Origin of the sequence: Hydrotalea sp., assembly GCF_049968455.1 — a bacterium.
Lineage (GTDB): Bacteria > Bacteroidota > Bacteroidia > Chitinophagales > Chitinophagaceae > Hydrotalea.
In genome coordinates this window covers 1-25,779 of record NZ_JBMFQT010000010.1, presented here as the reverse complement: position 1 = coordinate 25,779, position 25,779 = coordinate 1, and the positions used below count along the sequence as shown (strand labels likewise).

At 34.6% G+C, this 25,779-nt stretch carries 19 protein-coding genes and 1 tRNA gene; 6 read left to right on the top strand and 14 right to left on the bottom strand.

Features of this window, described 5'->3' with window-relative positions; all coding sequences use genetic code 11:
• Window positions 1-11: 11 nt before the first annotated feature.
• From ACP5P5_RS08525 to ACP5P5_RS08515, 3 genes are all read right to left on the bottom strand, one after another.
• Window positions 12-1,109, bottom strand: coding sequence for a vWA domain-containing protein (locus ACP5P5_RS08525; RefSeq protein WP_428285683.1), 1,098 nt, complete (start codon window positions 1,107-1,109; stop codon window positions 12-14).
• Between the two features lie 150 nt (window positions 1,110-1,259).
• A complete protein-coding gene (locus ACP5P5_RS08520) occupies window positions 1,260-4,544 on the bottom strand; it encodes a protein O-mannosyl-transferase family (RefSeq protein ID WP_428285682.1) in 3,285 nt (1,094 codons plus the stop codon).
• Between the two features lie 185 nt (window positions 4,545-4,729).
• Window positions 4,730-5,029 (bottom strand): hypothetical protein, encoded by a 300-nt coding sequence (locus ACP5P5_RS08515; RefSeq protein WP_428285681.1) that lies wholly within the window; start codon window positions 5,027-5,029, stop codon window positions 4,730-4,732.
• A 140-nt stretch (window positions 5,030-5,169) separates the two neighbouring features.
• Between ACP5P5_RS08515 and mtaB the strand changes: the two genes are divergently transcribed.
• Window positions 5,170-6,444 (top strand): tRNA (N(6)-L-threonylcarbamoyladenosine(37)-C(2))-methylthiotransferase MtaB, encoded by a 1,275-nt coding sequence (gene mtaB / locus ACP5P5_RS08510; protein WP_428285680.1) that lies wholly within the window; start codon window positions 5,170-5,172, stop codon window positions 6,442-6,444.
• A gap of 54 nt (window positions 6,445-6,498) precedes the next feature.
• Here mtaB and ACP5P5_RS08505 read toward each other — a convergent pair whose 3' ends face one another.
• The 4 genes from ACP5P5_RS08505 to ACP5P5_RS08490 form a co-directional block, all read right to left on the bottom strand.
• Entirely contained in the window at window positions 6,499-7,683 is a 1,185-nt protein-coding gene (locus tag ACP5P5_RS08505; RefSeq protein ID WP_428285679.1) for an acetyl-CoA C-acyltransferase, read from the bottom strand.
• A gap of 68 nt (window positions 7,684-7,751) precedes the next feature.
• A complete protein-coding gene (locus tag ACP5P5_RS08500; RefSeq protein WP_428285678.1) occupies window positions 7,752-10,271 on the bottom strand; it encodes a DNA gyrase/topoisomerase IV subunit A in 2,520 nt (839 codons plus the stop codon).
• Window positions 10,272-10,336: 65 nt separating this feature from the next.
• Window positions 10,337-11,173, bottom strand: a complete 837-nt coding sequence (locus tag ACP5P5_RS08495; RefSeq protein ID WP_428285677.1) for a DUF1835 domain-containing protein — start codon at window positions 11,171-11,173, stop codon at window positions 10,337-10,339.
• Between the two features lie 14 nt (window positions 11,174-11,187).
• Window positions 11,188-13,074, bottom strand: coding sequence for a DNA topoisomerase IV subunit B (locus ACP5P5_RS08490; protein ID WP_428285676.1), 1,887 nt, complete (start codon window positions 13,072-13,074; stop codon window positions 11,188-11,190).
• A 271-nt stretch (window positions 13,075-13,345) separates the two neighbouring features.
• Between ACP5P5_RS08490 and ACP5P5_RS08485 the strand changes: the two genes are divergently transcribed.
• Entirely contained in the window at window positions 13,346-13,834 is a 489-nt protein-coding gene (locus tag ACP5P5_RS08485) for a YkgJ family cysteine cluster protein (protein WP_428285675.1), read from the top strand.
• 6 nt (window positions 13,835-13,840) lie between these two features.
• Window positions 13,841-15,016 carry an exo-beta-N-acetylmuramidase NamZ family protein gene (locus tag ACP5P5_RS08480; RefSeq protein WP_428285674.1) on the top strand — a complete coding sequence of 392 codons (1,176 nt, stop codon included), beginning with the start codon at window positions 13,841-13,843 and terminating at the stop codon, window positions 15,014-15,016.
• Here the strand turns inward: ACP5P5_RS08480 and ACP5P5_RS08475 are convergent.
• On the bottom strand, window positions 15,013-15,747 hold the full coding sequence (locus tag ACP5P5_RS08475; RefSeq protein ID WP_428285673.1) for a tRNA threonylcarbamoyladenosine dehydratase: 735 nt from the start codon (window positions 15,745-15,747) through the stop codon (window positions 15,013-15,015). The genes ACP5P5_RS08480 and ACP5P5_RS08475 overlap by 4 nt on opposite strands.
• Window positions 15,748-15,794: 47 nt before the next feature.
• Between ACP5P5_RS08475 and ACP5P5_RS08470 the strand changes: the two genes are divergently transcribed.
• Complete coding sequence (locus ACP5P5_RS08470) at window positions 15,795-16,799, top strand: WD40/YVTN/BNR-like repeat-containing protein (protein WP_428285672.1); 1,005 nt, start codon at window positions 15,795-15,797, stop codon at window positions 16,797-16,799.
• A 25-nt stretch (window positions 16,800-16,824) separates the two neighbouring features.
• Here the strand turns inward: ACP5P5_RS08470 and ACP5P5_RS08465 are convergent, their stop codons facing one another.
• Window positions 16,825-17,154 carry a DMT family protein gene (locus tag ACP5P5_RS08465; RefSeq protein WP_428285671.1) on the bottom strand — a complete coding sequence of 110 codons (330 nt, stop codon included), beginning with the start codon at window positions 17,152-17,154 and terminating at the stop codon, window positions 16,825-16,827.
• Between the two features lie 188 nt (window positions 17,155-17,342).
• Here ACP5P5_RS08465 and ACP5P5_RS08460 point away from each other — a divergent pair, with 188 nt between their 5' ends.
• A complete protein-coding gene (locus ACP5P5_RS08460) occupies window positions 17,343-17,633 on the top strand; it encodes a hypothetical protein (RefSeq protein ID WP_428285670.1) in 291 nt (96 codons plus the stop codon).
• Window positions 17,634-17,697: 64 nt separating this feature from the next.
• A tRNA-Val gene (locus tag ACP5P5_RS08455) sits at window positions 17,698-17,772 on the top strand.
• Window positions 17,773-18,030: 258 nt separating this feature from the next.
• On the opposite strand, the gene ACP5P5_RS08450 is transcribed toward ACP5P5_RS08455, so the two are convergent.
• The 5 genes from ACP5P5_RS08450 to ACP5P5_RS08430 form a co-directional block, all read right to left on the bottom strand.
• Window positions 18,031-19,194 (bottom strand): glycosyltransferase family 2 protein, encoded by a 1,164-nt coding sequence (locus tag ACP5P5_RS08450; RefSeq protein ID WP_428285669.1) that lies wholly within the window; start codon window positions 19,192-19,194, stop codon window positions 18,031-18,033.
• Between the two features lie 52 nt (window positions 19,195-19,246).
• On the bottom strand, window positions 19,247-19,582 hold the full coding sequence (locus tag ACP5P5_RS08445; protein WP_428285668.1) for a hypothetical protein: 336 nt from the start codon (window positions 19,580-19,582) through the stop codon (window positions 19,247-19,249).
• A 5-nt stretch (window positions 19,583-19,587) separates the two neighbouring features.
• Window positions 19,588-20,088, bottom strand: a complete 501-nt coding sequence (locus ACP5P5_RS08440) for a DUF1573 domain-containing protein (RefSeq protein ID WP_428285667.1) — start codon at window positions 20,086-20,088, stop codon at window positions 19,588-19,590.
• A gap of 21 nt (window positions 20,089-20,109) precedes the next feature.
• Window positions 20,110-23,688 carry a VCBS repeat-containing protein gene (locus tag ACP5P5_RS08435; RefSeq protein ID WP_428285666.1) on the bottom strand — a complete coding sequence of 1,193 codons (3,579 nt, stop codon included), beginning with the start codon at window positions 23,686-23,688 and terminating at the stop codon, window positions 20,110-20,112.
• Window positions 23,689-23,854: 166 nt separating this feature from the next.
• Entirely contained in the window at window positions 23,855-25,651 is a 1,797-nt protein-coding gene (locus ACP5P5_RS08430) for a RagB/SusD family nutrient uptake outer membrane protein (RefSeq protein WP_428285665.1), read from the bottom strand.
• Window positions 25,652-25,779: the final 128 nt, after the last annotated feature.

Sequence of the window (25,779 nt, the reverse complement as noted above, 5' to 3'; positions counted from 1 at the left end):
CTTGCTATAAACTAATAAACGGTTTTGTTTTTGCCACTTTCAAAATCTTTAAAAATGAATGCACCCAATTTATCTAAACTGGCAAAAAATGCTTTGCCTTGATTCATTTCAGTAAACTCTTGCACAAATTTCTGTAAATATGGATCGGATGCAATCATAAATGTTGTAATGGGTATTTTTAGCTTTTTGCACTGTGCTGCAAGGTTAATGCAACGATTTAAAATTTTTCTATCAATACCAAAACTATTTTTATAATACCTTTTCCCAATTTTTAAACAAGTTGGTTTACCATCGGTAATCATGAAAATTTGTTTGTTCGGATTTTTTCTTCTTCGCAGAATATCCATGGCCAATTCTAAGCCTGCTACAGTGTTTGTGTGATAAGGCCCAACCTGCAAATACGGTAAATCTTTTATTTCAACCGGCCATGCATCATTTCCAAACACTACAATATCTAAAGTGTCTTTAGGATATTTGGTAGTAATTAACTCACTTAAAGCCATTGCTACCTTCTTTGCCGGAGTAATTCTATCTTCACCATATAAAATCATAGAGTGTGAAATATCTATCATTAATACGGTGGATGTTTGGGTTTTGAAATCTGTTTCGCGTATTTGTAAATCATCTTCACGCATAGAAAAACTTTCTATACCATGATTAATTTGGGCATTGCGAATGCTTTGGGTAAAATCAATTTGTTCCAACATATCGCCAAACTGAAAAGGACGTGTTTCAGGATTTATTTCATCGCCCTGTCCCGGTTTAAAAGTGGTATGGTTGCCAGATTTTGTTTTTTTAAGCTTACCAAAAATTTCCTCTAAGCTTTTTTTACGAATGGTTTGTTCGCTTTTGGCGGTTAGGTCAAAATTGCCTGTAACAGTGTTTTCCTGTAAATATCCATTCTGTTTTAAATCTTCAATAAAATCACCCATTCCATATTCAGGATTGGTTAATTGGTATTGCTTATCTAACTCATTCATCCATTGTAAAGCTTCAGCAACATCACCACTTGTATAAGTAAGTAACTGCGTAAAAATATTCAGCAATTGCTCAAATAAAGATTGCTGATTATCCGCCGGATTAAATTTTATGAAACGATGTCCTAACATAATACGAAAACTACGAAAAAAATTGTTATTGAATAATTAATTAAATTGATGGTTGCATCAATTCATTCAATGTTATTATAACAATCATAACGCAATATGGTTAAAAAAGAAAACCGGAGAGTTACTCCGGTTTTCTTTTATTTAATTGAATTATTTGGCTTTTGATTTTAGTTGAATACTTTTTCCGGAATCCATTCCAGGAATTTTTCCATTTTCAATTACCGGTACTTTTGGATAGTACATTTCTTTTAGCTGTTCTAATGCTTTTAAATAACTTTCAGCTGTTTGTTTATCATCAGCCATATTTTCAGCATTAGTACCGGAAAGACCATTGTAAAAGCGAATTTGTTGTTCCAAATCTTTTTTAACGGAAGCACTTACTTTGGCCGCTAAGGTTGTATCACCAGATCTATAACATGCATCTAAGAATTGTAATGATACTCTATCGTGATAATTAGCACGACTAACCATTCCATAAGGGAAGTTTTCCTGTAACATTCCTTTATCTGCTTTTTCCAATACTTCACGGGCTTCCGCTTTTCTTCCTTTATCTGCTAAATCGCTAGCCAATTCTGCATAGGCCTGACGAATGCTTAATAAGTGTCTACGGTTTTCCTCATCAAAATATACATTTTTTACGTCGGCACCTCCAAATGAGAACTTGTGTAATAAATTATTTAACATGGTGTCTGTATTAATGTATTGGTTTTCTACAGGAACTAATCGATATGTTAAACCATCCTTACGCAAATATTTTTGGAAACCTAAATCACTAAAGTATCCTGTGAAGTAAATTGGGCGCTTCCATTTGTTCGCAGCAATAATGTTTAACATAGCAATATCATTCTTCATTAATGTACCACGCGGTATTTCAAAACGTAATTCAGGAACAATGGTATCATTTGGATTAACCGTACCATTTTTACGAACCAATGCAGTATCAACAGGTACAGACACTTTACGAACCGGGAATGTATTAATTACATCACCACCTCCACGGTCAACCATTTTATCAGGATCATCGCTACCTGCATAATTCTTCATTAAATCGTATAAATCATAGTAACGATCTTCCGGAATATTAGGTTTGGGTTGATAAACAATATAATCACGTTTGCGACCTTCAATTTGTGCTGCAGTATAAATTACATCAATCGGATCGCTTTGGTTTACTTTGTAACGTAACTCATTAATATACCAATCAATACCTAACAAGCTATAGTTAATTACGCGAATATCAGGACGAATACCTTCAACCTCCTGTGCATACCAAAGTGGGTATGTGTCATTATCGCCAAACGTAAATAATATGGCGTTAGGAGCACAACTTTCTAAATAATCTTTCGCCAAATCACGTGCAAGTGTCTTTCTGCTTCTATCATGGTCATCCCATTCTTGTTGAGCCATTACTGCAGGAACAGCTACTAAGCACAAAAGTGTTGCTAAAATTGCTGCACTTGATTGAGGTAGTTTTTTACCGAACCATTCAATAACCTTCATTACACCTAAACCAATCCATACAGCAAAGGCATAAAAACTACCTACATAAGCATAATCACGTTCACGTGGTTGATTACCTGCTTGGTTTAGATAAATAATAATGGCAATACCGGTAAAGAAGAATAACAAGAAATTGCTGAGCGCATCATCTCCTTTTCTTTTAAAGTGATAAAATACACCAATTAACCCTAATATAAATGGTAATGCAAATAATGTGTTATGACCTTTACTGTTTTTTATGCTATCGGGCAATAAACTTTGATTGCCATAGAAAATACTATCAATAAAATTAATACCGGTAATCCAGTTACCATCACGAACATTGCCTATAAATACCCCCTGAACATCATCTTGCTTTCCAATGAAATTCCAGGCAAAGTATCGGAAATACATAAAATAGAACTGGTATTGTACCAAGAATCGAAAATTATCCAATTGATTAGGGGTTCTATCATATTGAACTTGCCCATTTTTATCACGATATTTTTGAATGCCTAAAAAAGAGGCATAATAATCTGCATGGTATTGATCATTACTAGCATCCCATACACGTGGAAACACCATTTTATCTTCAGGCATATAAACGTAATGTCCTTCACGTCCAATGGCAATATATTTATCTTTTCCTCTTTGATAACGTTCTGCTCCCTCCTTGTAATCAACGGGGTTAGCTGTGAATTTTTGTCCATATAAAAGTGGAAAATCACCATATTGATCACGTCCTAAATAACCCACCAAGCTCATTGGATTATCTACATTGTACATGTCAATAGAGGGATTGGCATTACTACGAATCATGGTAGTTAAATAAGTGCTATAGCCAACCAATACAAAGGTGAAGCACCACAAGGCTAAACGTAAATACGGCCATTTTTTCTTGTTTGCAAAACGTAAACCTATCCAAATTAAAATGGCTAAAACAATAAAGAAAAATGTGAACCCACTGAAGAATGGCAAACCTAAGTTGTTTACAAAAATTCTGTCAAAAACACCGGCATATTTAATAGAATATTGAATCACAAATATTTGAACAATACCGGTAAGCACACAACCAATTACAAAAAATATGTATATACCACCATAGTAATCTTTCCGATCTTTGTAAATTTTCTCAATTAAATATAAAATACCAATTGTTACCAAAGTACCAACAATCATTAAAGCAGCAACAGTATTATCCATGGGAATATTGTCTGTTGCTTCGGAAGATGCACCAATTAAAGCACCAATAAAGGCCAAAATGCCACCAATGATTACTATACGTAAAAACCACTTGCGTAGTTCCTTGTAATTAAATTGCTCTCTCCTACGGAAATAATAAACCATTACCACTGCTGGAATATTCAATAAACATAGAAGGTGTACACCGATTGATAAGCCTATTAAAAAGAATATCAATACTAACCAGCGGTCAGCACCGGGCTCGTCTGCCACATTATCCCATTTCAATATTGCCCAAAATACAATGGCACTAAAAAAAGAACTCATGGCATATACCTCACCTTCAACAGCACTATACCAGAAGGAATCAGTGAAAGTATAGGCTAATGCGCCTACCACACCGGCTCCCATAATGGTCCAAGCTTGAGCAGTAGTGATAGTATCATTCACACCCACTTTTGCAATTCTGCGGGCAAAGTGTGTAATTGTCCAGAATAGAAATAAAATGGTAAATCCACTCGCTAATGCACTCATTACGTTAACAGCTTTTGCTGCTGTTAAAGGATTATTGCCAAATAAAATAATAAATAAACGACCCAACATTACAAATAATGGAGCACCGGGCGGGTGTGGAATTTGCAATTTGAAACTACTACTTACAAACTCACCACAATCCCAAAAACTGCCATTTGCTTCTGTTGTTAAAATATACACCGTACAGGCAATTATTGCCACGGCCCAACCTACCAGATTATTGGTTTTCTTAAAATTCATGGGTTTTATTTTTTTTAGAGCGGAGCAAACATAACTTTTTAATAGGAAAATTTAAAATGCTTTATTGTTTACGTGCAATATTCAATAAAATTATACTGGAACGCTTTGCAGCAAAACTAAGTTTAGCTTTCATTGTTGATTGCATTTTTTCATAACTTAATTCATTATACTTGAAATACATCATACTATTTAATAACATTGAAACTATACAAAAGAGTGGTTATAAAAAGCAAAGAAAGACCCATCATAAAAATAATATCAGCCATATTTTCATAAAAATGACTACGGCTGTTATTGGTTCTAATAGAAATAAAGGACAAAATACAACTACACATGAATAAAATAATGGCCATGGTTGTTACTTCATCAATAAAAGTTTTTTCAGCTATTTTCATAACTTTTAAAGAAGCCAAAAGAATAAAACAAATTCCTAATAGATTAGAAGAAGCATTTAATATATGAGGTGATTTTTCTCTATTACTCACAAACTTTTATTTGAATATAGCAAAATAAAGAATAACCCATTTAATAAAAAGTTATTATTGCAATTTTAGCACTTCCAATAGCTTTAAAAGCACATCAATAATTTTAATTTCCGGCTATGTATCTTTGCCGCATGATGAATATGACAAAGCAGCGCACGGTAGCACTTCACACCTTAGGGTGTAAATTAAACTTTTCAGAAACCTCTACCCTAACCCGTTTGTTAGAGCAAGAGGGTTTTGAGAAAAAAGCATTTGATGATTTAGCAGATGTTTATGTAATTAATACCTGCTCTGTTACCGACAATGCAGATAAAGAATGCAGGCAAATTGTTAGAAGAATTCAGCGCAATGCCCCCGATAGCTTTATTGTAATTACAGGCTGTTATGCACAATTAAAACCCAATGAAATTGCAGCAATACCCGGAGTTGACCTGGTTCTAGGTGCCGCTGAAAAATTTAATATCGTAAAACATCTACAACAACTAACAAAAAAAACCGACAATGCCACAATTTGCAGTTGTGATATTGATGATGTTACAGGCTTTAACAGTGCTTTTTCCATTAATGATAGAACTCGTACTTTTTTAAAAGTACAAGATGGCTGCGACTATAACTGTTCATTTTGCACAATTCCCATGGCACGTGGTATAAGCAGAAGTGATACTATTACTTCAGTTGTGGACAATGCGGAAACAATTGCCCAAAATGGCATTAAAGAAATTGTACTAACCGGTGTAAACTTGGGCGATTTTGGAAAAGGGCCTGATGGCAAGAAAAGAAAAGAAAACTTTTTTCAACTGATTCAAGCATTAGATCAAATACAAGGCATAGAACGCTTTAGAATATCTTCTATTGAACCCAATTTATTGACAGACGAAATTATTCAGTTTGTAGCTTCCAGTAATAAGTTTATGCCGCATTTTCATATTCCATTACAAAGCGGCAGTAATGCTATTTTGGGGTTAATGCGCAGAAGATATCAACGAGAATTATACCAACAAAAAGTTGCTACCATTAAGTCTCAAATTCCACACTGTGCTATTGGTGTTGATGTAATTGTTGGTTTTCCGGGAGAAACAGACACGTATTTTAAGGAAACCTATGATTTTTTACATCAATTAGATATTAGTTATTTACATGTATTTACCTATTCCGAAAGACCAAATACTTTAGCTGTAAACTTGCCGGGAGCGGTACCTATTTCCATAAGAAATGAACGTAATAAGATTCTTCGCAATTTATCTTTTAAGAAATTGCAATATTTCACTGCTCAGCATAACGGAACAACACGCAAAGTATTATTTGAAGATGCCAATAAAAATGGCATTATGGAAGGTTATACTGACAATTATATTCGCATTCAAACACCTTACAGAAAAGAATGGGCGAATAACATTGTAGATTGGACAATATAAAACCCTATACTTTTTGGTGTATAGGGTTTATCATCAATCAAAGTGATTCAATTCTTAAGCCAATTCAACTACCATTGCGCTTGCACCACCGCCACCATTACAAATGCCGGCTACACCAATTTTACCTTTATGTTGTTTTAAAACATTAATTAAGGTAACAATAATTCTGGCACCACTACAACCTAAGGGATGACCTAAGGACACAGCCCCTCCATGCACATTTACCTTAGCAGCATCTAATCCCATTTTTTGAATATTCACAAGTGATACAACTGAAAACGCTTCATTAATCTCAACAAAATCTACTTCATTCATTGCAACACCTGCTTTTTGCATAGCTTTGGGAACCGCCAGGCTGGGAGTTGTTGTAAACCATTCAGGTGCCTGTTCAGCATCGGCATAAGAACGAATAATGGCTAATGGTTTTATTCCTAAAGCTTCTGCCCTTTCTTTACTCATTAACACAACTGCTGCAGCACCATCATTCATGGTTGAAGCATTGGCTGCAGTAACGGTACCGTCTTTCTGAAAAGCGGGTTTTAAAAAAGGAATTTTATCGAACTTAACGTTAAATGGTTCTTCATCTTTATCAATCATAACGGGATCACCATTACGTTGCGGAATAGAAATTGGAATAATTTCTTCTTTAAACCATCCCTCTTTAATTGCTTTTTGGCTGCGTTCATAACTTTCAATAGCATAACTATCCTGCGCATCACGAGAAATATTATACTCTTTGGCACATAATTCTGCAGCATTGCCCATTGCATAATTATGATAAACATCTACCAACCCATCTTTTGCTAAGCCATCAACTAATGTGCTATCGCCATATTTGTTACCCCAACGCATGTTGGGTACATAAAATGGAACATTGCTCATACTTTCCATACCACCGGCAACTACCACGTCAGCATCACCCAACAATATATCCTGTACACCGTGTGCTATTGCCTTCATACCACTGGCACAAACTTTATTTACAGTAGTACATACTACATTGGCAGGTAACCCTGCAAAAATAGCAGCTTGTCTTGCAGGTGCCTGTCCTACATTCGCCTGCAACACATTACCCATGTAAACATTTTGTACCTGATTTACATCAATACCTGCTTTTTCTATGGCGCCTTTAATAGCAGCAGCGCCTAATTGTGTAGCTGTAAATGATTTTAAACTACCACCAAAACTTCCAATCGGCGTTCTTACTGCCGAAACTATGCAAACAACTCTTTTATCCATAAAGCAATTTTTTGCAAAGATACATTTTACTAACAAGCGTTAGTAATTTTATCTAAATGTCAGACAAATTATTCGTTAAATAACTCGGGTTGCTGCTGGTCAGAAGACGTTGTTGTTTCCCAATGCATTTGAATAGCTTTAGCATAATCCATTAGTTTGGCACCAACAGTTTTCCATCCCGTTACTTCAACCATGTTTGAAATTTTAAATTTGGCCTTTCGTACTAACGCTCCTTTTCCTGTTTCAACGGCTAAAACGGGTTCATTTACAGTTGTAATAGCTTCAATAAAATTATCATCCCCTTCTTTAATACACATGAACTTGGTTTGCAAAGTGGAAGTTTCAATTTTAAAGCGCTTAACTGTAAACTGATTTTTTGCGGCATCTTTGTAAACTACCGTAACAATTTTTTCAGGATCAAACTTTTCGATTAAAATTATTTTTTCTGCTTCAAAACGTTGACTTAACTCTGTATTGGTAATTTCATAGTTACCATCCTTATACACAATCAAAATATTCTCGTTTTCAAAACTACCCAAGTAAATGCCTTTTTCATCTGTATTTAAACGCCCAAATTGAGCATCGTACCATAATTTCCTTCCCTCCAATGTGCTCTTACCTGCCTCTTTGAACTTGATGGTACGAACAGGATATTTGGTAACAATATTGCCTTGGCTTGCTCTACCTTTAATTTCAATAGTCTCAAAAAAGAAATCAAATTCTTTGTTACGAGCACTACAATTTGGACTTAATATTACTTTAACTGATTCAGCCTCGCCATTAGCATTGGCTGAGAAGTATAGTATTTTACTTTTATCGCTACCCTTTGTTAAATCATATTCTTTATCACGTGTAATGCCGGTTACGTTAAACCTTTTGGCATATGAAATTCCTGTTTCACCGTCCACATAAATCATGTTATAGGTAGTACGTTCATCATTTTTTGTGAATATGGCAACATGAATAATATCTTTACCAACAAAGCTTTTTTCACCTACTCTTATCACTTTCATAATACCCCTTCGAGTGAAAACAATAATGTCATCTATATCAGAACAATCAAATAAATACTCATCTTTTTTCAAGGAAGTACCAATAAATCCTTCGGCTCGGTTCATATACAACTTGGTATTGGCAATGGCTACTTGCTGAACTTTAATTACATCGAACGGCTTAATTTCTGTTTTACGTTCTCTTCCTTTACCAAACTTTTTCAACAAGTTTTCAAAATAATGAATGGTAAACTCAGTTAAATGGTCTAAATCATATTGTACCTGATTAATTTCTTCTTCTATGGATTTAATTTGACGAATTAAATCATCAATATCTAACTTATAAATTCTCCTTACCGGTTTTTCAGTAAGCTTTATAACATCTTCACGTGTAATGCCTCTTTTTAAATTTTTCAAGAAAGGTTTGAAGGCTGCTTCAATCGCCTGTAAAACATCATCCCAAGTGGGATATTTTTTTTCTAGTTCTTGATAAATTTTTTGTTCGAAAAATATTTTTTCAAGAGAAGTGTAATGCCATTTATCATTTAATTCAGCCAGTTTTATTTGAAGTTCCAGCTGTAAAAGATTTTGTGTATTGTTTACGGCAATCTTCAGTAATTCAGTAACGTTAGTAAAAATAGGTTTTTGGTTAACAATTACACAAGCATTAGGTGAAATACTTACTTCGCAATCAGTAAATGCATATAATGCATCAATAGTGATATCCGATGAAATGCCCGGGGCTAAATCAACCTGAATTTCTACATTCTTCCCTGTAAATTCAGTTAGTTTTTTAATTTTTATTTTACCCTGATCGTTGGCTTTAGTAATGCTTTCGCACAATTGAGAAACTGTTACACCATACGGAACATCGCGAATAATGAGTGATTTTTTATCAAGTTCTTCTATTTTGCAACGCACCCTTATTTTACCGCCTCTTTTTCCATCATTGTAGTTAGAAACATCCATCATACCACCGGTTTGAAAATCGGGATATAATTCAAATTTTTTCCCTTTTAAATATTTGATGGATGCATCGCAAATTTCACAAAAATTATGGGGTAATATTTTGGTTGAAAGCCCTACGGCAATTCCATCGGCACCTTGCGCCAATAAAAGTGGAAATTTCATGGGTAAGGTAACGGGCTCCTGTTTACGTCCATCGTAGCTTAACTGCCAATTGGTTGTTTTAGGATTAAAAGCAATTTCTTGTGCCAATTTACTTAAACGGGCTTCAATATAGCGGGGTGCCGCTGCTGCATCACCTGTTCGAACATCGCCCCAGTTTCCTTGCGTATCAATTAATAAATCTTTCTGACCCATGTTTACCAATGCATCGCCGATTGAAGCATCGCCATGTGGATGATATTGCATGGATTGGCCAATAATGTTCGCCACTTTATTAAAGCGACCATCATCCATTTCTTTCATAGCATGTAAAATACGGCGTTGCACCGGTTTCAAACCATCTTCAACAGCCGGTACAGCTCTTTCTAAAATTACATACGAGGCATACTCTAAAAACCAATTCTTGTATTGTCCCTGAATGCCACTTTCGTTTTGATATATTGAATTTTCTAAATTATCATTTTCCATAACTTCAATTCCTGGCTTACTTTTAAATAATTAAAACAAAATAATGTATTCCTTGCTTTGGTTAACTACTGGGCCGATACCTGCTCTATTGCGGCAGTGTTATTCAACATAACCTCCATATCTTTCCAGCCTTTTGCCCAATCGCCTTTAAATGTTACTAGGCCCAAATTCGCCATTTCACGTATTCGCCAAACTACAAATACATCACTTATTTTTAATTTTGATTTGTTGGCAATTTGTTGCAACATTTTGGGTAGCTTTTGAGGATCGTTTTGAATGAATGCCTTAATTTCTTTATCAAAAAAACTTGCATCTTTACTTACAATTTTTTTTCCTCCTTCCAAAACTCTAACTAATCCGTTTTCTAATCCTATTCTTTTCCATTCATCAGGATCCACTTCAAATTCACTTAAAGTAATAGGACGGGCTAACTTTTTTGCTTTCAAAAACTCTTTAGGTTGTATTTCATACAAGTATGCAGGATAAAATATGCCTCCTTTTTCATTAATAAAAGGTAGATTATTCATGTACAACACAAATACCTGACCCTGAAAAGCACCCAATTGCGACATTAACCAATAATAACCACATACATCGTGTGCGTTTTGCCCCATCCAAATCCAAACCTGTAGACTACTATCTTCTTTTAATTTATTACACAAATTATGTACCGCTAACTTGTCATCAACTATATCTAGCTGGCCTGTATAAGGTGAGTTTTCAACTACTTCCTGCCACCAATTTCTCCTTGCCTGATAGCCGTAAGTTTCATAAATATCAATAACAGGTCCAATGGCATAGTCGTCTTTTATCTCAACAACATCACCCAAAAGCGACTCATCAAGCTCCATAGCTTTTTTTAAAACTTCTGCATCGGCAGCATTAAAAACTATATGCGTCATGCTTCAAAAATTTTTTAAACGGTTTCTTCAATTAAATCTAGTTCAACTCTTAAATTTTCAATAATAAATTCCTGGCGCTGTGGTGTGTTTTTGCCCATGTAATACTCTAGCAATTGCTGAATATGATCACCTTGTTCCAGCAATACCGGTTGCAAGCGCATATCTGCACCAATAAATTTACCAAACTCTTCAGGCGAAATTTCACCCAGCCCTTTAAAGCGAGTTATTTCTGGTTTATTACCCAGTTTTGCTACTGCAGCCTGTTTTTCTGCTTCATCGTAACAATAAATAGTTTCTTGTTTATTCCTTACACGAAATAAAGGAGTTTCTAAAATGAATACATGGTTTTGCTTCACCAGTTCGGGGAAAAATTGCAAAAAGAAAGTCATTAGCAACAAACGAATATGCATACCATCCACATCGGCATCGGTAGCTATTACAATATTCTTGTAACGCAGGCCATCCATTCCCTCTTCAATGTTTAATGCATGTTGCAACAAATTGAACTCCTCATTTTCATACACAATTTTTTTTGTAAGTCCATAGCTGTTTAAAGGCTTTCCCCTAAGGCTAAATACAGCTTGTGTATCAACATTACGAGATTTTGTGATGGAACCACTGGCACTATCGCCCTCAGTAATAAACAAAGTAGTTTGGTTCATCACTTCAATGTATTCCTGACGGTTTTTTACCGGCGGTTCATCGTTAAAATGAATTCGGCAATCGCGTAATTTTTTATTGTGCAAATTGGCTTTTTTGGCACGTTCATTTGCAATTTTTTTAATACCTGCCAACTCTTTTCGCTCTCTTTCACTTTGCTCAATCCTTTTTTTAAGGGCATCAGCTATGGGGGCATTCCTATGTAGAAAATTATCTAATTCTTTAGCTAAAAATTCTTCAATAAACTTTTTTACTGATGGCCCGCCTTCAAACATGTGTTGTGAACCTAATTTAGTTTTGGTTTGACTTTCAAAAACAGGCTCTTGTACACGTATTGAAATAGCTGCAACAATGCTGGTACGTATATCGGAAGCTTCATAATCTTTCTTAAAAAAATCGCGAATAACTTTTACAAATGCTTCCCTAAAACCTTGCTGATGTGTACCGCCCTGTGTAGTATATTGCCCATTTACAAATGAATATAAATCTTCACCATAGTCGTTATTGTGTGATAGTGCTACTTCAATGTCTTCACCTTTTAAATGTATAATGGGATACCGCAATTCATCGGTGTTGGTTTTGTGTTGCAATAAATCCAACAAACCATTTTTACTTACAAATTTCTTATTGTTGAATTGAATTACCAATCCCGCATTTAAGTAGCAGTAATTCAGTAATTGATTTTCAATGAAGTCAATCCTGAAATGATAATTTTTGAATATTTGTTCATCAGGTGTAAATGTTACCAAAGTACCATTAGGCTCAGTTGTTTTTTCTTCTTTCGTTTCTTTAATTAATTTACCGCGCTCAAACTCGGCCATTTTCATTTTCCCATCTCGATAAGCAGCTACCATAAAATGACTACTTAATGCGTTTACTGCTTTGGTACCTACCCCATTCAAACCAACGCTTTTCTGAAAAGCTTTGCTGTCATATTTAGCACCTGTATTAATTTTACTTACTACATCAACCAGTTTTCCTAAAGGAATACCACGGCCAAAGTCACGCACATGAATAGACTTCCCATCTAACTGAATTTGAATATTTTTCCCAAAGCCCATTGCAAATTCATCAATACTATTATCTATCACTTCTTTCAACAACACATAAATCCCATCATCAGGAGCAGTACCATCGCCCAATTTACCGATATACATACCCGGACGAAGTCTTATATGATCTTTCCAATCCAAGCTTTTAATATCATCTTCTGTATATTTTCCAAATTGTTCTGCTGCCATAGGTCTCAATTTTTAGTCATTAAATGTAGCATATATGCACAAAAGCCAAAATAAAGGTGAACATTGTGCGGTAGTGAAAAAAAAATATCAACATTATTGAATAATGCGAAACTTTTGTGTGCCGCAAATCTAAGCCTGCAAAGCACTTTACAAAGCAAGTTTTTAATTTTTAAAGAAATTGTGGATAAAATTTGGTCAGAAAGATCTCTTTTTTGCAGGTTTATTACAGTAAGTTTGTCCCATAACACCACATTTTCATATTGAAACCAATTTGCAGGCTATTACTGCATTTGCCTGCCAAAATGAAGCAGAAAATGAGGCATTTATACCATTTCTCAAAAAAATTCCTTCAGAACAAGTTGATGCTGCCGTACAAAGTTTAAACGAGGCAATTACACCTTATATTGATTGCAGACAATGTGGCAATTGCTGCAAAAGTTTGTTAATTAATGTCACAGATGCTGAAGCTGAGGCTGTTTCGAAGCACCTTAACATTCCACGTTCAGAATTTAATGAAGCCTACGTGGAAGAAGGAAGTTCATCCACTTTATTAATCAACACCATACCCTGCCCTTTTTTAAAGAATTTAAGCTGTAGTATTTATGAGCATCGCTTTCAGGGATGCAAAGAATTTCCTGCATTACATATTCCGGAGTTTAACAAGCGTACATTCAATACCTTTATGCATTACAGCCGATGCCCTATTATTTTTAATGTGGTAGAACATCTAAAAATTGTATTAAAGTTTGTAAATGATTAATAATCCATGCCAACACCTATTGCAGGAATAGATGTATTATTAGCTGACCCACCATTTTGGCACAAACATAAAATTGCTTTGGTTACTAATCATGCAGCCAAAAATAAGGATGGAATACCCGGTCGGCAGGCATTATTGCAACATCAATTTAATATTCAACTATTATTTTCGCCTGAACATGGCTTGCATGTTAAAGGTGCAGATGGGGCATTCATAGATGATGGTATTGACCCATTAACCCAATTACCTATCATTAGTTTATATGGAAAAAAATTACAACCGTCAGCTGATGATTTAAAGGAAATTGACTATTTATTATTTGACATCCCGGATGTTGGGGTCAGATTTTATACATATTTATGGACTTTAAGTTATGTTTTGGAAGCGAGTGCAACCTATCAAATTCCCCTGATTGTTGCCGACCGACCCAATCCTATTTCAGGCAATATCAGTTTGTCGGAAGGCCCTATGCTAGATAGTGGTTGCGCCTCTTTTATTGGACGATGGCCAATACCTATTAGACATAGTTGCACTTTAGGTGAATTGGCAAATTATTTTAACCAAAAGCTGAACTTAAATGCCCCTTTGTCAGTAATTAAAATTGTAAATTATCAAAGAAATAGTTTTCAAACTGATTGGGGATTGCCCTTTATTCCGACTTCCCCGGCCATTCAAACCTTTGAATCAGCACTATGTTATGGTGGCTTGGCATTGTTAGAAGCCACTAATATTTCAGAAGGACGCGGCACACCTTATGCCTTTACAATTGCCGGTGCACCTTGGATGGATGCTAAAGCAACTGCTAATACATTTAAACAATTATCACCTAATTATGTACGTACCAACAATATTGACTTTATACCAACTCAAGGAAAATTTGCTAACCAACAATGCTATGGCGTGCAGTTGGAAATAATAGATAAAGAAAAATACCAATCTGTATTCATAGGATTATTACTTATAAAAATTATTAAAGATTTACATCCGACACATTTTGCATGGGAAAATTATGTTACCAATGTAAATCCATCAGGAGTTGAGCATTTGGACAAACTGCTAGGCATTAAAAATGCGGATAGTTTATTTGATTTGACATTAAGCAACTTCATAACTGAAATATGCACCTTATTAAATGTTGAAAAAGCTTGGCAGCAAGCAATACACCCCTATTTACTCTACTAATCCTGGATTTTTAGCCCTAACAAATCGGTAATTACTACACTTGCAATGGTACAACCAAAAATAGCCGGCATATAACTAATAGTTCCTATTATTGATTTTTTGGGCTTTGCATTTTCTGTTACCATTATACTACCCGGCATAGTTTCTTCGGGACTAAAAACTACTTTAATACCTTTACGAATGTGTACTTTTCTTAATTTTTTTCGAACATACTTGGCTAAGTTGCATTCATAGGTTTCTGAAATATCGCATGCTTGTACCAGTAAAGGATTAATTTTTCCACCTGCTCCCATGGAACTAACAACGTTAATTTTGTTTTCAACGCAATGTTGCAGAAGAAATACTTTTGGAGTTAGGGTATCAATACAATCAATTACATAATCAAATTTTTCAGGTTCAATGTAAGTTCGTATCCATTGCTTATCGGCAAACAATTGTAAATATTCAACTTGTAAATTGGGATTAATATCTAATAACCGTTTATGCCATAATTCAGCTTTAGGCTGTTGTATGGTAGAATGCAAAGCAATTAATTGCCGGTTAATATTACTGGCATCTACTTTATCATTATCAACAATTGTTATATTACCAATTCCTGCTCTTACCAACATTTCCGCACATATTCCACCTACGCCACCTAAACCCAATAATAATATTTTTTTTGCTTGCAACGTATTAATTGCTTCTTCTTGTAATAACAAATTCGTTCTACTCATCCAATAAGGCAACATATACTCAAAATTTTAAAGTAATTTCCGTTTGCAAAAATGAATGAAAAATGCATTTATCAAAATTGATTTTGTTCACTTGTTTTTTATTTTATCTACATATTGCTACCGGACAACAAATTAAAATAATAGCTGAAAGCAATAAAAACACATCCATTAGGGCATTAAGCTGTGTTGGAAAAAATGTTGTTTGGGCTGCAGGTAACAATGGCCAAATTGCCAAAACAATAGACGGTGGCCGGCATTGGGCATGGATAACAGTAAAAGATTTTGCCAATCGTGACTTTAGATCTATATATGCCATTAATGCAAATGAAGCTATAATTGCAGCAGTTGGTGAGCCTGCTGTTATTTTAAAAACTAATAATGGAGGAAAAGAATGGAAAATTGTATGGCAGAATAATACGCCCGGAATGTTTTTAGATGCTTTATTTTTTACCAATGCTAAGCAAGGGTGGGTAGTTGGAGATCCCATTGATAATTATCAACCCTTTTTAGCTTTTACCAACGATGGTGGAAACAACTGGCAAATAAAAACTGACCATATCCCCGTATTATTGAAAGGGGAAGCCTTTTTTGCAGCAAGTAACAGCAACCTTTTTGTATTGAATAATCAGTTTGAACCTTGGATGGTAACCGGAGGTATGGCATCTGCTTTATATACTCCTCAAAAAGCTTATCCATTACCATTGCTAAAAGGGAACGCAACCGAGGGTGCTAATTCAATTGATTGCTTTAAGCATACTTGCATAGTAGTTGGTGGGGATTTTATGCATGATACTATTGCAAAAGGTAATGCAGTAGTTATTCAAACAAAGCCTAACATTCAATTAATAGTTCCCAAACAATTACCTAGTGGTTACCGTTCTTGTGTAAAACATGTAAAAAATAATACATGGGTTTGTTGTGGTACTTCAGGTGTTGATATAAGTTACGACAATGGTATGCATTGGGTAAAAATTAGTTCAGCATCTTTTCATACCATTAGTGTTTCCCCAAACAATAACATTTTTTTAGCCGGGAATAAAGGCCGTATTGCTCAATTAAATCTTTAAGAGGGGGAACTATGAATGTTAAAATTTATTTTTTGAAAGCAAAATAAACAGCACCCAATACTAACCCAAAACTCACCACATAGTTCCAACGCAATGGTTCCTTTAAATATAACACTGCAAAAAAAGAAAAAATTATTAGCGTTATTACTTCTTGAATAATTTTTAATTGAAAGCCATTCCACCCTTCTAAAAAACCAATTCGGTTAGCAGGCACTGTTAAACAATATTCAAAAAATGCAATTGACCAGCTAATTAAAATTGTCTTCCATAAAGGCACGCCCGTTGCTTTTAAATGCCAGTACCAAGCAAACGTCATAAAAATGTTTGAAACAATGAGTAGTCCTATCGTCTTCATTTTAAAGAATTATTAGTAAAAACCTTTTGTAAATAAATGTTACTAAGCATCAAAATAATAATGCAATTTAATGGTTCTGCCATCATTGGCATTCTACTATTGACAAATTGCCATAAAAAACAAAAAAAGCATGAATATTGTTGTAGTTTGAGTATTGAATTTAATTGTGAAAATGAAAAAATTGCGTTATGAATAAATTTCAAATAATTGTGCACTTTACTTTAGATGATGAGATTTTAACTTTATTAACGGCACACCGCTCATACATAAATTATTTAATAAATAAAGGTATTATTGAAAGCTATGCTGTGAGTATGGAAACTCAAACCGTTTGGATTACTATGAATGCAGATAATAAGGAAGAAGTAATAAAGTATATTCATAAAATGCCTTTAAATAAGTTTTGGGAATACAGTATTGAAAACTTGATTTTATATGATAGTACACAATACCGTTTGCCTGCTTTACAATTAAATTAAAAAATTTTTTTTGGTAGTTATTTTTCAGCACCTATTTTTGCACTCCCAAACAACGAAAAAAGAAGGGAGTTTAGCTCAGCTGGTTTAGAGCATCTGCCTTACAAGCAGAGGGTCGGCGGTTCGAACCCGTCAACTCCCACTAAACGAAACAGATACTGTTTCGTTTTTTTTATTTATAGGATTGCTATTTAAACAATTTACTATTCTGCCAACATCTAAAACAAAAAAGCCATGATTAAAGAAGAAATGTTGTTCTTGCCGATAAAGCAAATAATGATTTACAGAATATTGAAACAGTTAAGTGTACCTTTTTTTGGTCTTACTAGTGTGCTTTAAAGAATATAAACTCCAAATCATAGGTAAATACCATAAAACCCAATAAACTTACTATAAATGCTTATTTACGAATGGCTTTTTCCCACAAAGCCGGTTGACGTCCCAATAAATAATTCATCATTCCGGCCAACATGGCAATATTCATAAAACAGTAATAAAAGGGAATGTAAAGCCATTTTAAAGCAACATGTTTCAACTCGGCAATCCAACCTATGAGCGCTAAAACGTAAAAAATAATTTGAAGGATGGATATCCATTTAAAGAAAGCGAAATGAGCAATTTGCCATAAATAAATAGCTGTAATTAATAAAATCGGCAGTAATAAAGGAATGAGTAACCAACGCAATACTTTATGACTAATGTATTGAAATGCAATGGCCGGATATTTAAAAGGGTTACACAAATGTAGGGTACGTAGTAAAGTTTGAATACTACCTGCAGCAATTCTCTTTTTCCGTTTAAACTCATCCATAATAGAAGCAGACGGTTTTTCAGCAGCTACAGCATTCGGTTCATAAGCAATAATAAAACCATTCTCAATTAATTGCATAGCAATAGCAAAATCTTCAGTAATGGTATTTTGTTGCAATAGCGGAAATAAATCTGAACGAATAGCAAACAATTCACCCGGCATGCCAATTACGGTATTAAACCTGGCTTCCATTTTTTTAATGAAGGATTCATATTTCCAATAAATACCCTCGCCTAACATTGCATCTTCAATGTTCGTTAAAATAATTTTCTTTTCGCCGGAAACTGCAGCAATACTTGAATTTGAGAAGTGTGGAATTAATTGTTGTAAACAGTTGGCATTTAAAAGCGAATTAGCATCGGTAAACACTAATATTTCAGCTTTAGCTTTATTCAATGCTGCCTTCATTGCTTCAATTTTACCTAAACGTGTGGGTTGATGTAATAATAAAACCTGATTGTAGGAAGCAACAATGCTTTCAGTTCCATCTGATGAACCGTCTGTTACCACAATAATAGATAATGGAGATGGATATAATAAGCTTAAAGAATTCTCAATTTTTTCACGAATACAATTAGCTTCATTGTATGCCGGTATTATTAAAGCAACAGAAGGGTAGTTGGAAGATAGAAACGAATTATGCTTGAGCGATTTTTTTCCAAACAACTTTACAATACATAAAAGTATGATTGGATACAATACATAAGTATACAACAACAATAAAAAAGCTATCCAAAAAAGCCATTCCATCATATTCATACAAAAAGGGTGCTAAATATACTAATATGATGGTAATGGCCAAATGTTAATATACCCTTGTTACATTTTGAAAATCTTTGGTAATCCGGCAATGCATAGTGCCGACGGTATCTATTTTAGGCATATTAGACATTATTTTAGGATTATTTTGCATATGCACTTTAAAATCGCATATATAATATTGCGCCTCTTCATAATAGGCTACACTTTTTACAGTAAAAATTACTTTATCACTATCGCGCTGCTGCGTTTTTTGTAAAAAATTTTGCATGGCAGTGGTTAAATTTTGTTGTACCTGTTCAGGAGTTTGATTTTTAATGGTATTGCAGGCAACCATAAAAAAAACAAAACAACCAATAATTAACTGTTTGATTTTTTTCATAAAAATCATTTTGAATATGTTTTATTTTGGTGTGGTAAACTGTCTTTACTTAAAATACCAAAGAATTGCAAATTATGATAAACACCATTTTTTGTGTTCGATTTAACGGTAATGAATTTACGAAAATTTCCAGGAAAGCCTTCTGAAGTATATTTAGCCTGTAAAATTCCGGTTTCACCGGGCATAATTGCCTGCTTGGGATAACTGGCTACCGTGCAACCGCAAGAAGGCTTAACTTCAACGATAAACAATGGTGTTTCTCCCATATTTTTAAAAACGTAATTCAGTAAAACCGTATCACCGTAAAATACATTTCCAATAGCTTTAACTGAATCCATCCATTTTATTTGTGTATAATTAATTCTATCTAGTATAGCCATTTCGGCAGGTGGTATGCCCAAATTATTTACGTAAGCATTTTTTTGGGGAGTTTGTTTACAACTAAAACACCCCCAACAAAAAGTTACAATAATAAATAAACCAGTTTTAATTCTTACTTTTTGCATTGAATGAAATTAATACCTTCACTATTTAAGTGTTACAGTTCGGTGACCACCATTATTTTGATAAACATCTACCGATTGAACCAAGCCACTTATACTAATAAAACGTCCTGATTGCGACAAAAATGAGGCTCCATAATTACATTCAATTTTTTGCTTATGACCATTTTTAAAATAAACCATAGCATAGGCATCATTGGGTAATAAGGGTATATTTTGAAATGTATGATTGGCAGCAAACAATAACAATGGTCCTCTGTTTTGAGAGGCAGCCACTAAATACTTATTCTCAGCATTCCTAAGTTTTACCAACGCTTTTCCATTGCCGGGTATAAATATTCCACTTTGTAACATACTACTTACATTGAAGCTGCCATTGCCATTACCTTTTAAAAACAAGCCGTTTAATGCATCATAACGCCCCGTTCCTACTTCTGTTCCGTAATCGTTTGTATTAACAAATACATCTAAGTTACCATCACCATCAAAATCATCAACTAACATTCCATTTAGCGCAGATAGTTGAGCCTGCATAGGTAAAGGAACACAATTAAAACCACCTTTGCCATTACTCATTAACACAACAGATTGCATATAATTAGCTGTTAATCGTAAAGCGGTTTTACGCTCTTCAGGGGTTAAAATTTGATCCATAGTTGCAGTAGCATACGATTTATAGTTTTTAAATCGCATTTTCATAATAATCATTTGCTTAATGGCATCATCGCGAGTTAAAGCCGGATATTCTAACATTTTGCCTGTACTATCCGGTAAATACAATGAAACAAAGGCATCGTAAGTACCATTATTATCAAAGTCGCCCGCAGTAACATGCATAGGATATTGTTGTGTGGCTTTATAATAGGAATTTAATCCCAAATTGGAAACAATGTAATCAGTATAACCATCATTATTAAAGTCGCCGGGAACAATACTATTCCACCAGCCCAAATTGTTTTGTACCCCGGTTTGTGTTGTAACATTTTTAAACGTACCATTTTTATTTTCCAAAAAAGTAATGGGCATCCATTCACCGGCTAACACAATATCAGGTTTGCCATCGTTATTATAATCAGTAATGATGGCATCACTTACCATACCAATATTACTCAAGTCTGGTGCAACTGTTTTTGTTACATCTCTAAAATAAACTTTACCATTGCTACTTTCATTGTGTAGTATGATGCTGCTTACTGGCTTTGGATAATGCCAAGGATCAACACGGCCCGCAATGAATAAATCTAATTTACCATCGCCATCATAATCAAATGCCCGAACACAAGATTTGCTGATAAAGTTTTGAGGCAATGCTAAACTATCTGATGTAAAATTACCTTTGCCATCATTCATGTATAATCTATCTTGATAGGCAGAGGTATTGGGTGCATTTTCATATCCACCACTGGCAATGTATAAATCCAAATCTCCATCCCCATCTGCGTCAAACAATAACAAGCCCATATCTTCAGCAACTTTATTTGCTGCCGCAGCATCATTTAATAAGTTCTTTTGAATAAACTGTCCATTTCTTTGTTGTAACAATATGGCTTCACTATATTTATATGCACCACCAACAATTATATCATCCAATCCATTGCCATCAATATCTCCAACAGCTAGTGCAGGACCATATTCAGAATACTTGTGTGGTAAAAGCTTTTGAATATTGAAATCAATAAAATCATGCTCCTGGTGCTGATAATTTAAATGAACCGCATCTGTGATATTCTTAAAGAAAGCATTTTGAGCAATAAATGGATGTCCAAACATTACAGGCATTGTAGCATTTTTTTGATAAACAATCAATTGCTGATTAATGGTGGGTTTAAGAATGGTTTGCTGTAAATGATTGGGCCAAATAATTTTTAAGGAATCGATGGTATTTAGATTTCCCAACCCAAAATGGGCTCTGGTTTGAACAGAAGATAAATAACCGCGATATGGTGCATTTTCCCAAAGCTGTTGTTCGCCATTGCTGTAATAAATTGTAGCTGATGCTCCAATTCCGTTTACATTGTTTTTATCTCCTTTAAAAACAACATCCAAAAAATGAGTGTTCACACTATCAGTTTCGCGAGTTGTGTTTTTATAAACTAATGCTTTTTGATTGATGTTGTTAATAACAACATCTAAATCACCATCATTATCTAAATCAACATAAACTGCCCCATTTGAAAAGGTAGGCATTTGAAAGCCCCATTTATCTGTTACATTTTCAAATTTAGTTTCCCCAATATTTTTGAAGGCATAGTTGTGAATTTTCACTACAGGAATTTGCGCTAATAAGTCTTTTTTTGAAGCCAATAAAAAGGCTTCTGTTCTATAAGCAATAAAATCATGGTCGGTAACATCTTTTGGGAAACCATTGGTAATAATGATATCACGTCTGCCATCATTGTCAAAATCGGCCAATAAAGGGGTCCAACTCCAATCAGTTTCAGCCATACCTGCATAATAGGCCACATCACCAAAAATAGGATCGCCTATTGAATCATTTCCTGTAACACGATAACCTTGATTCAATTGTAATACATTTCTAACATACTGATAATTGTAGCCATAACGATCACTATTCTGGTAACGCTGATAATTATTAGCGTTCATCATCATTTTTTTTCTGTAATTATCGTTAGGATTCATATCAAGCGTAATCACATCAGGCAATCCATCGTTGTTCATATCAGCTACATCGCAACCCATTGCATTAGCGGCAGTGTGTTTAAAATAGTGCGAAAGCTGATTAGTGAAAGTTCCATCATGATTATTAATCCACAACAAATCGTTAGTAACGAAATCATTACTTACATAAATATCTTTCCATCCATCATTATTAAAATCGGCAATTGCAACTGAGTGGCCATAGCCCTCTGTTTGAATACCTGCTTGTTTAGAAACATCAGTAAAAACCGGATGGTGCAAACTATCATTCCAATCGTTTCTAAATAGTTGACCAGTACTTGGGTTTTCACCATTTTTTAGAATAACATGAAATCCATCAGGATATTTATCTTTATTAATTTCATTGTTCACGATATAAACATCTAAATCTCCATCATTGTCATAATCAAAAAAAGCAGCTTGTGTGGAATGAGCTGTATCGTCTAACCCATATTCCTTTGCCATTTCCTTAAAATGCGGCACACCGTTTTTATCCGCTCCTTGATTAATATATAAAAGGTTACGCCTTTTTTCAGGATCTTTCGTTAAAGTTGCACATACGTAAATATCCAACCAACCATCATTATTAATATCTACTACTGCAACACCTCTACACCATCTTTCATTTCCTGTTACACCTGCTTCATTGGTAATATCTTTGAAAGAAAAATTTCCTTTATTTAAGTAAAGCTTATTCGACACCAAATTACCGGTAAAATATAAGTCTGGTAAACCATCATTATTAAAATCACCTACACCAACGCCTCCACCGTTATAAACATTTTCTAAATCAACAGAATTAATGGAATCATTTTCAACAATGGTATTTGAAAAATCTATACCTGTTTGTTTCGCATCCATTTGTACAAACAAGGTATGAGGTTTGTTGCAGGCATATTGGCCAACAAGGGTAATAATAGAAAATAAATAAAAAAGTTTTCTCATAAAAAGTTTTGGTTAACTAATCCAAATATGCGACTGTTAATTTACGGCAAAGAATGCATTTCTCTTTTCTTGTATTATTAAAAACTGCATAAAAAAACCTATTGCTATAAACATTATTATAGCAATAGGTTACATATTGAAAGGTTAAAGATTAGTGTTCTGAATACTAGTAACCTGGATTTTGCTTTAAGTGAATTTTACCATCCGCATTTAAAATGTCAATTTGAGTTTGAGGAATTGGGAACAATTCAGATTTCCCGGCTACAAATTGAGCTCCAACAGGCAATAAAGTTGCTTTGGCAATTCTATCGGTGTTAAAATAATTGTTGATTACATTTTTAGCAATTCCCCAACGAACCAAGTCAAAGAAGCGATGACCTTCCATTGAAAGCTCTAAATAACGCTCCATTTGTATTGCTTGCAAAGCTGCTGCCTGATTAGCAAATGCAGGATATAACCCAACTTTATAATTATCAGCAGGTGTTGTTTGTGGAGAATAGGTTGAACTAGTGGCATCATAACTAGCATTTTTGTAAACCCATCCGGTTGGATCCGCTGCACGTGCACGTACCTGATTAACATAATTAAGTGCAGTACCTAAGTTGCCTAATTGAGCTTCACATTCTGCTGCAAGCAACAACACATCTGAAAACCTTATTAGATTAACATTATTGGCTACTAACTCTGTAGCACCCCAATAATTTTCAGTACTTGTATAAACCCCAATTTGACTTTGTGCATAAACATTCTTTTTAGGGCTAAAAACACCATCCGCAGATACGTTTCTAATCCATGCTGCACCGGGATGTGGTCCCCAATCTAAGTAAGGAATACTTGGTCTGCCCATTGCCCAGTCAATCCGTGGGTCAAGGGTTCCGGTATATAAATTGGTAGAATCGCTAACATTAGGTGCATTGAAGTAAGTATTCAATAATGGCAAACCAGTTACTGGATCAGTTTTATAGGCATTAGCTAATGTTTGAGAAGGATTAAAGAAACCGCAACAAGCACCAGGACCACCACCATAAGGGAAATTTAAAATATCACCGTAATTGCCATTGGGTGAACCAGCACTTGTACCTGAACCATCGTTTACAGCCATTTGTACAGCAAAAACAGATTCTGCACTATTTCTGGTAGCGGGATTAAAATTGCTATAGTATTTTACTAAGGCATATTTTGTGCCGCCGGCAGTAACACCATTTTGAATTAAATCATCATATAAAGGTTTAGCTTGGGCATATTTACCTTCAAACATATATGCTTTGGCTAAAAAAGCTTCAGCTGCATATTTATTAGCTCTACCTATTTGTGGTTGAACTGCCGGTAGATTTTGCATTGCATATTGAAAATCGGCTTCAATTTGTGGCCAAATGTTCACATAATTACCAGATCCATCAATGTTATTTACTGTATTTCTACTTGTTGTATCAGTTACAGTTTCATCAATGTAAGGAACATTGCCAAACACTTTTTTCAATTCAAAATGATAATGCCCACGCAAAAATCTTGCTTCTGCAGTAAATTCAGTTGCATCGGCAGATGAAATACCAGTTGCTATCTTTAATACTCTTAAAACTTCATTAGCTCTTTGAATACCATCATAACAAGCAGCCCATTTATTTGCAGTATAGCTATTTGTAGATGTTGCAGTAAACGTTTCTAATGAAAGAATATCACCTTGGTCAGAAGGGTCTGATCCTTTATAAGCATCATCGGCGCAAACGCTGCCATATACCCAGTTACTGGCAGCAGATCCCCAACCGGTATTGTTACCACCCTCACCATCTAATAGAGAGTAAGCCCCAATTAGAAGACCTTGAACACCTGACTGGTTTGCCAAGATATTTTGGTTTAATGTTCCTATAGGTGGTTTATTCAAAAAACTTTGTTTACAAGCCACAAGTAGTACAATCAATAAGATTGTAGTGGGTATTATGTATTTATAATGAAACTTCTTCATATTCATATTTTTAAATGATTATAAATCACAATTAGAATGTTACATTAACTCCGATATTGAAGTTTTTTTGGTTTGCAGGATAGTTACCAAAGTCAATACCAAAGTTACTGTTGTTTGAAAGATCAGAC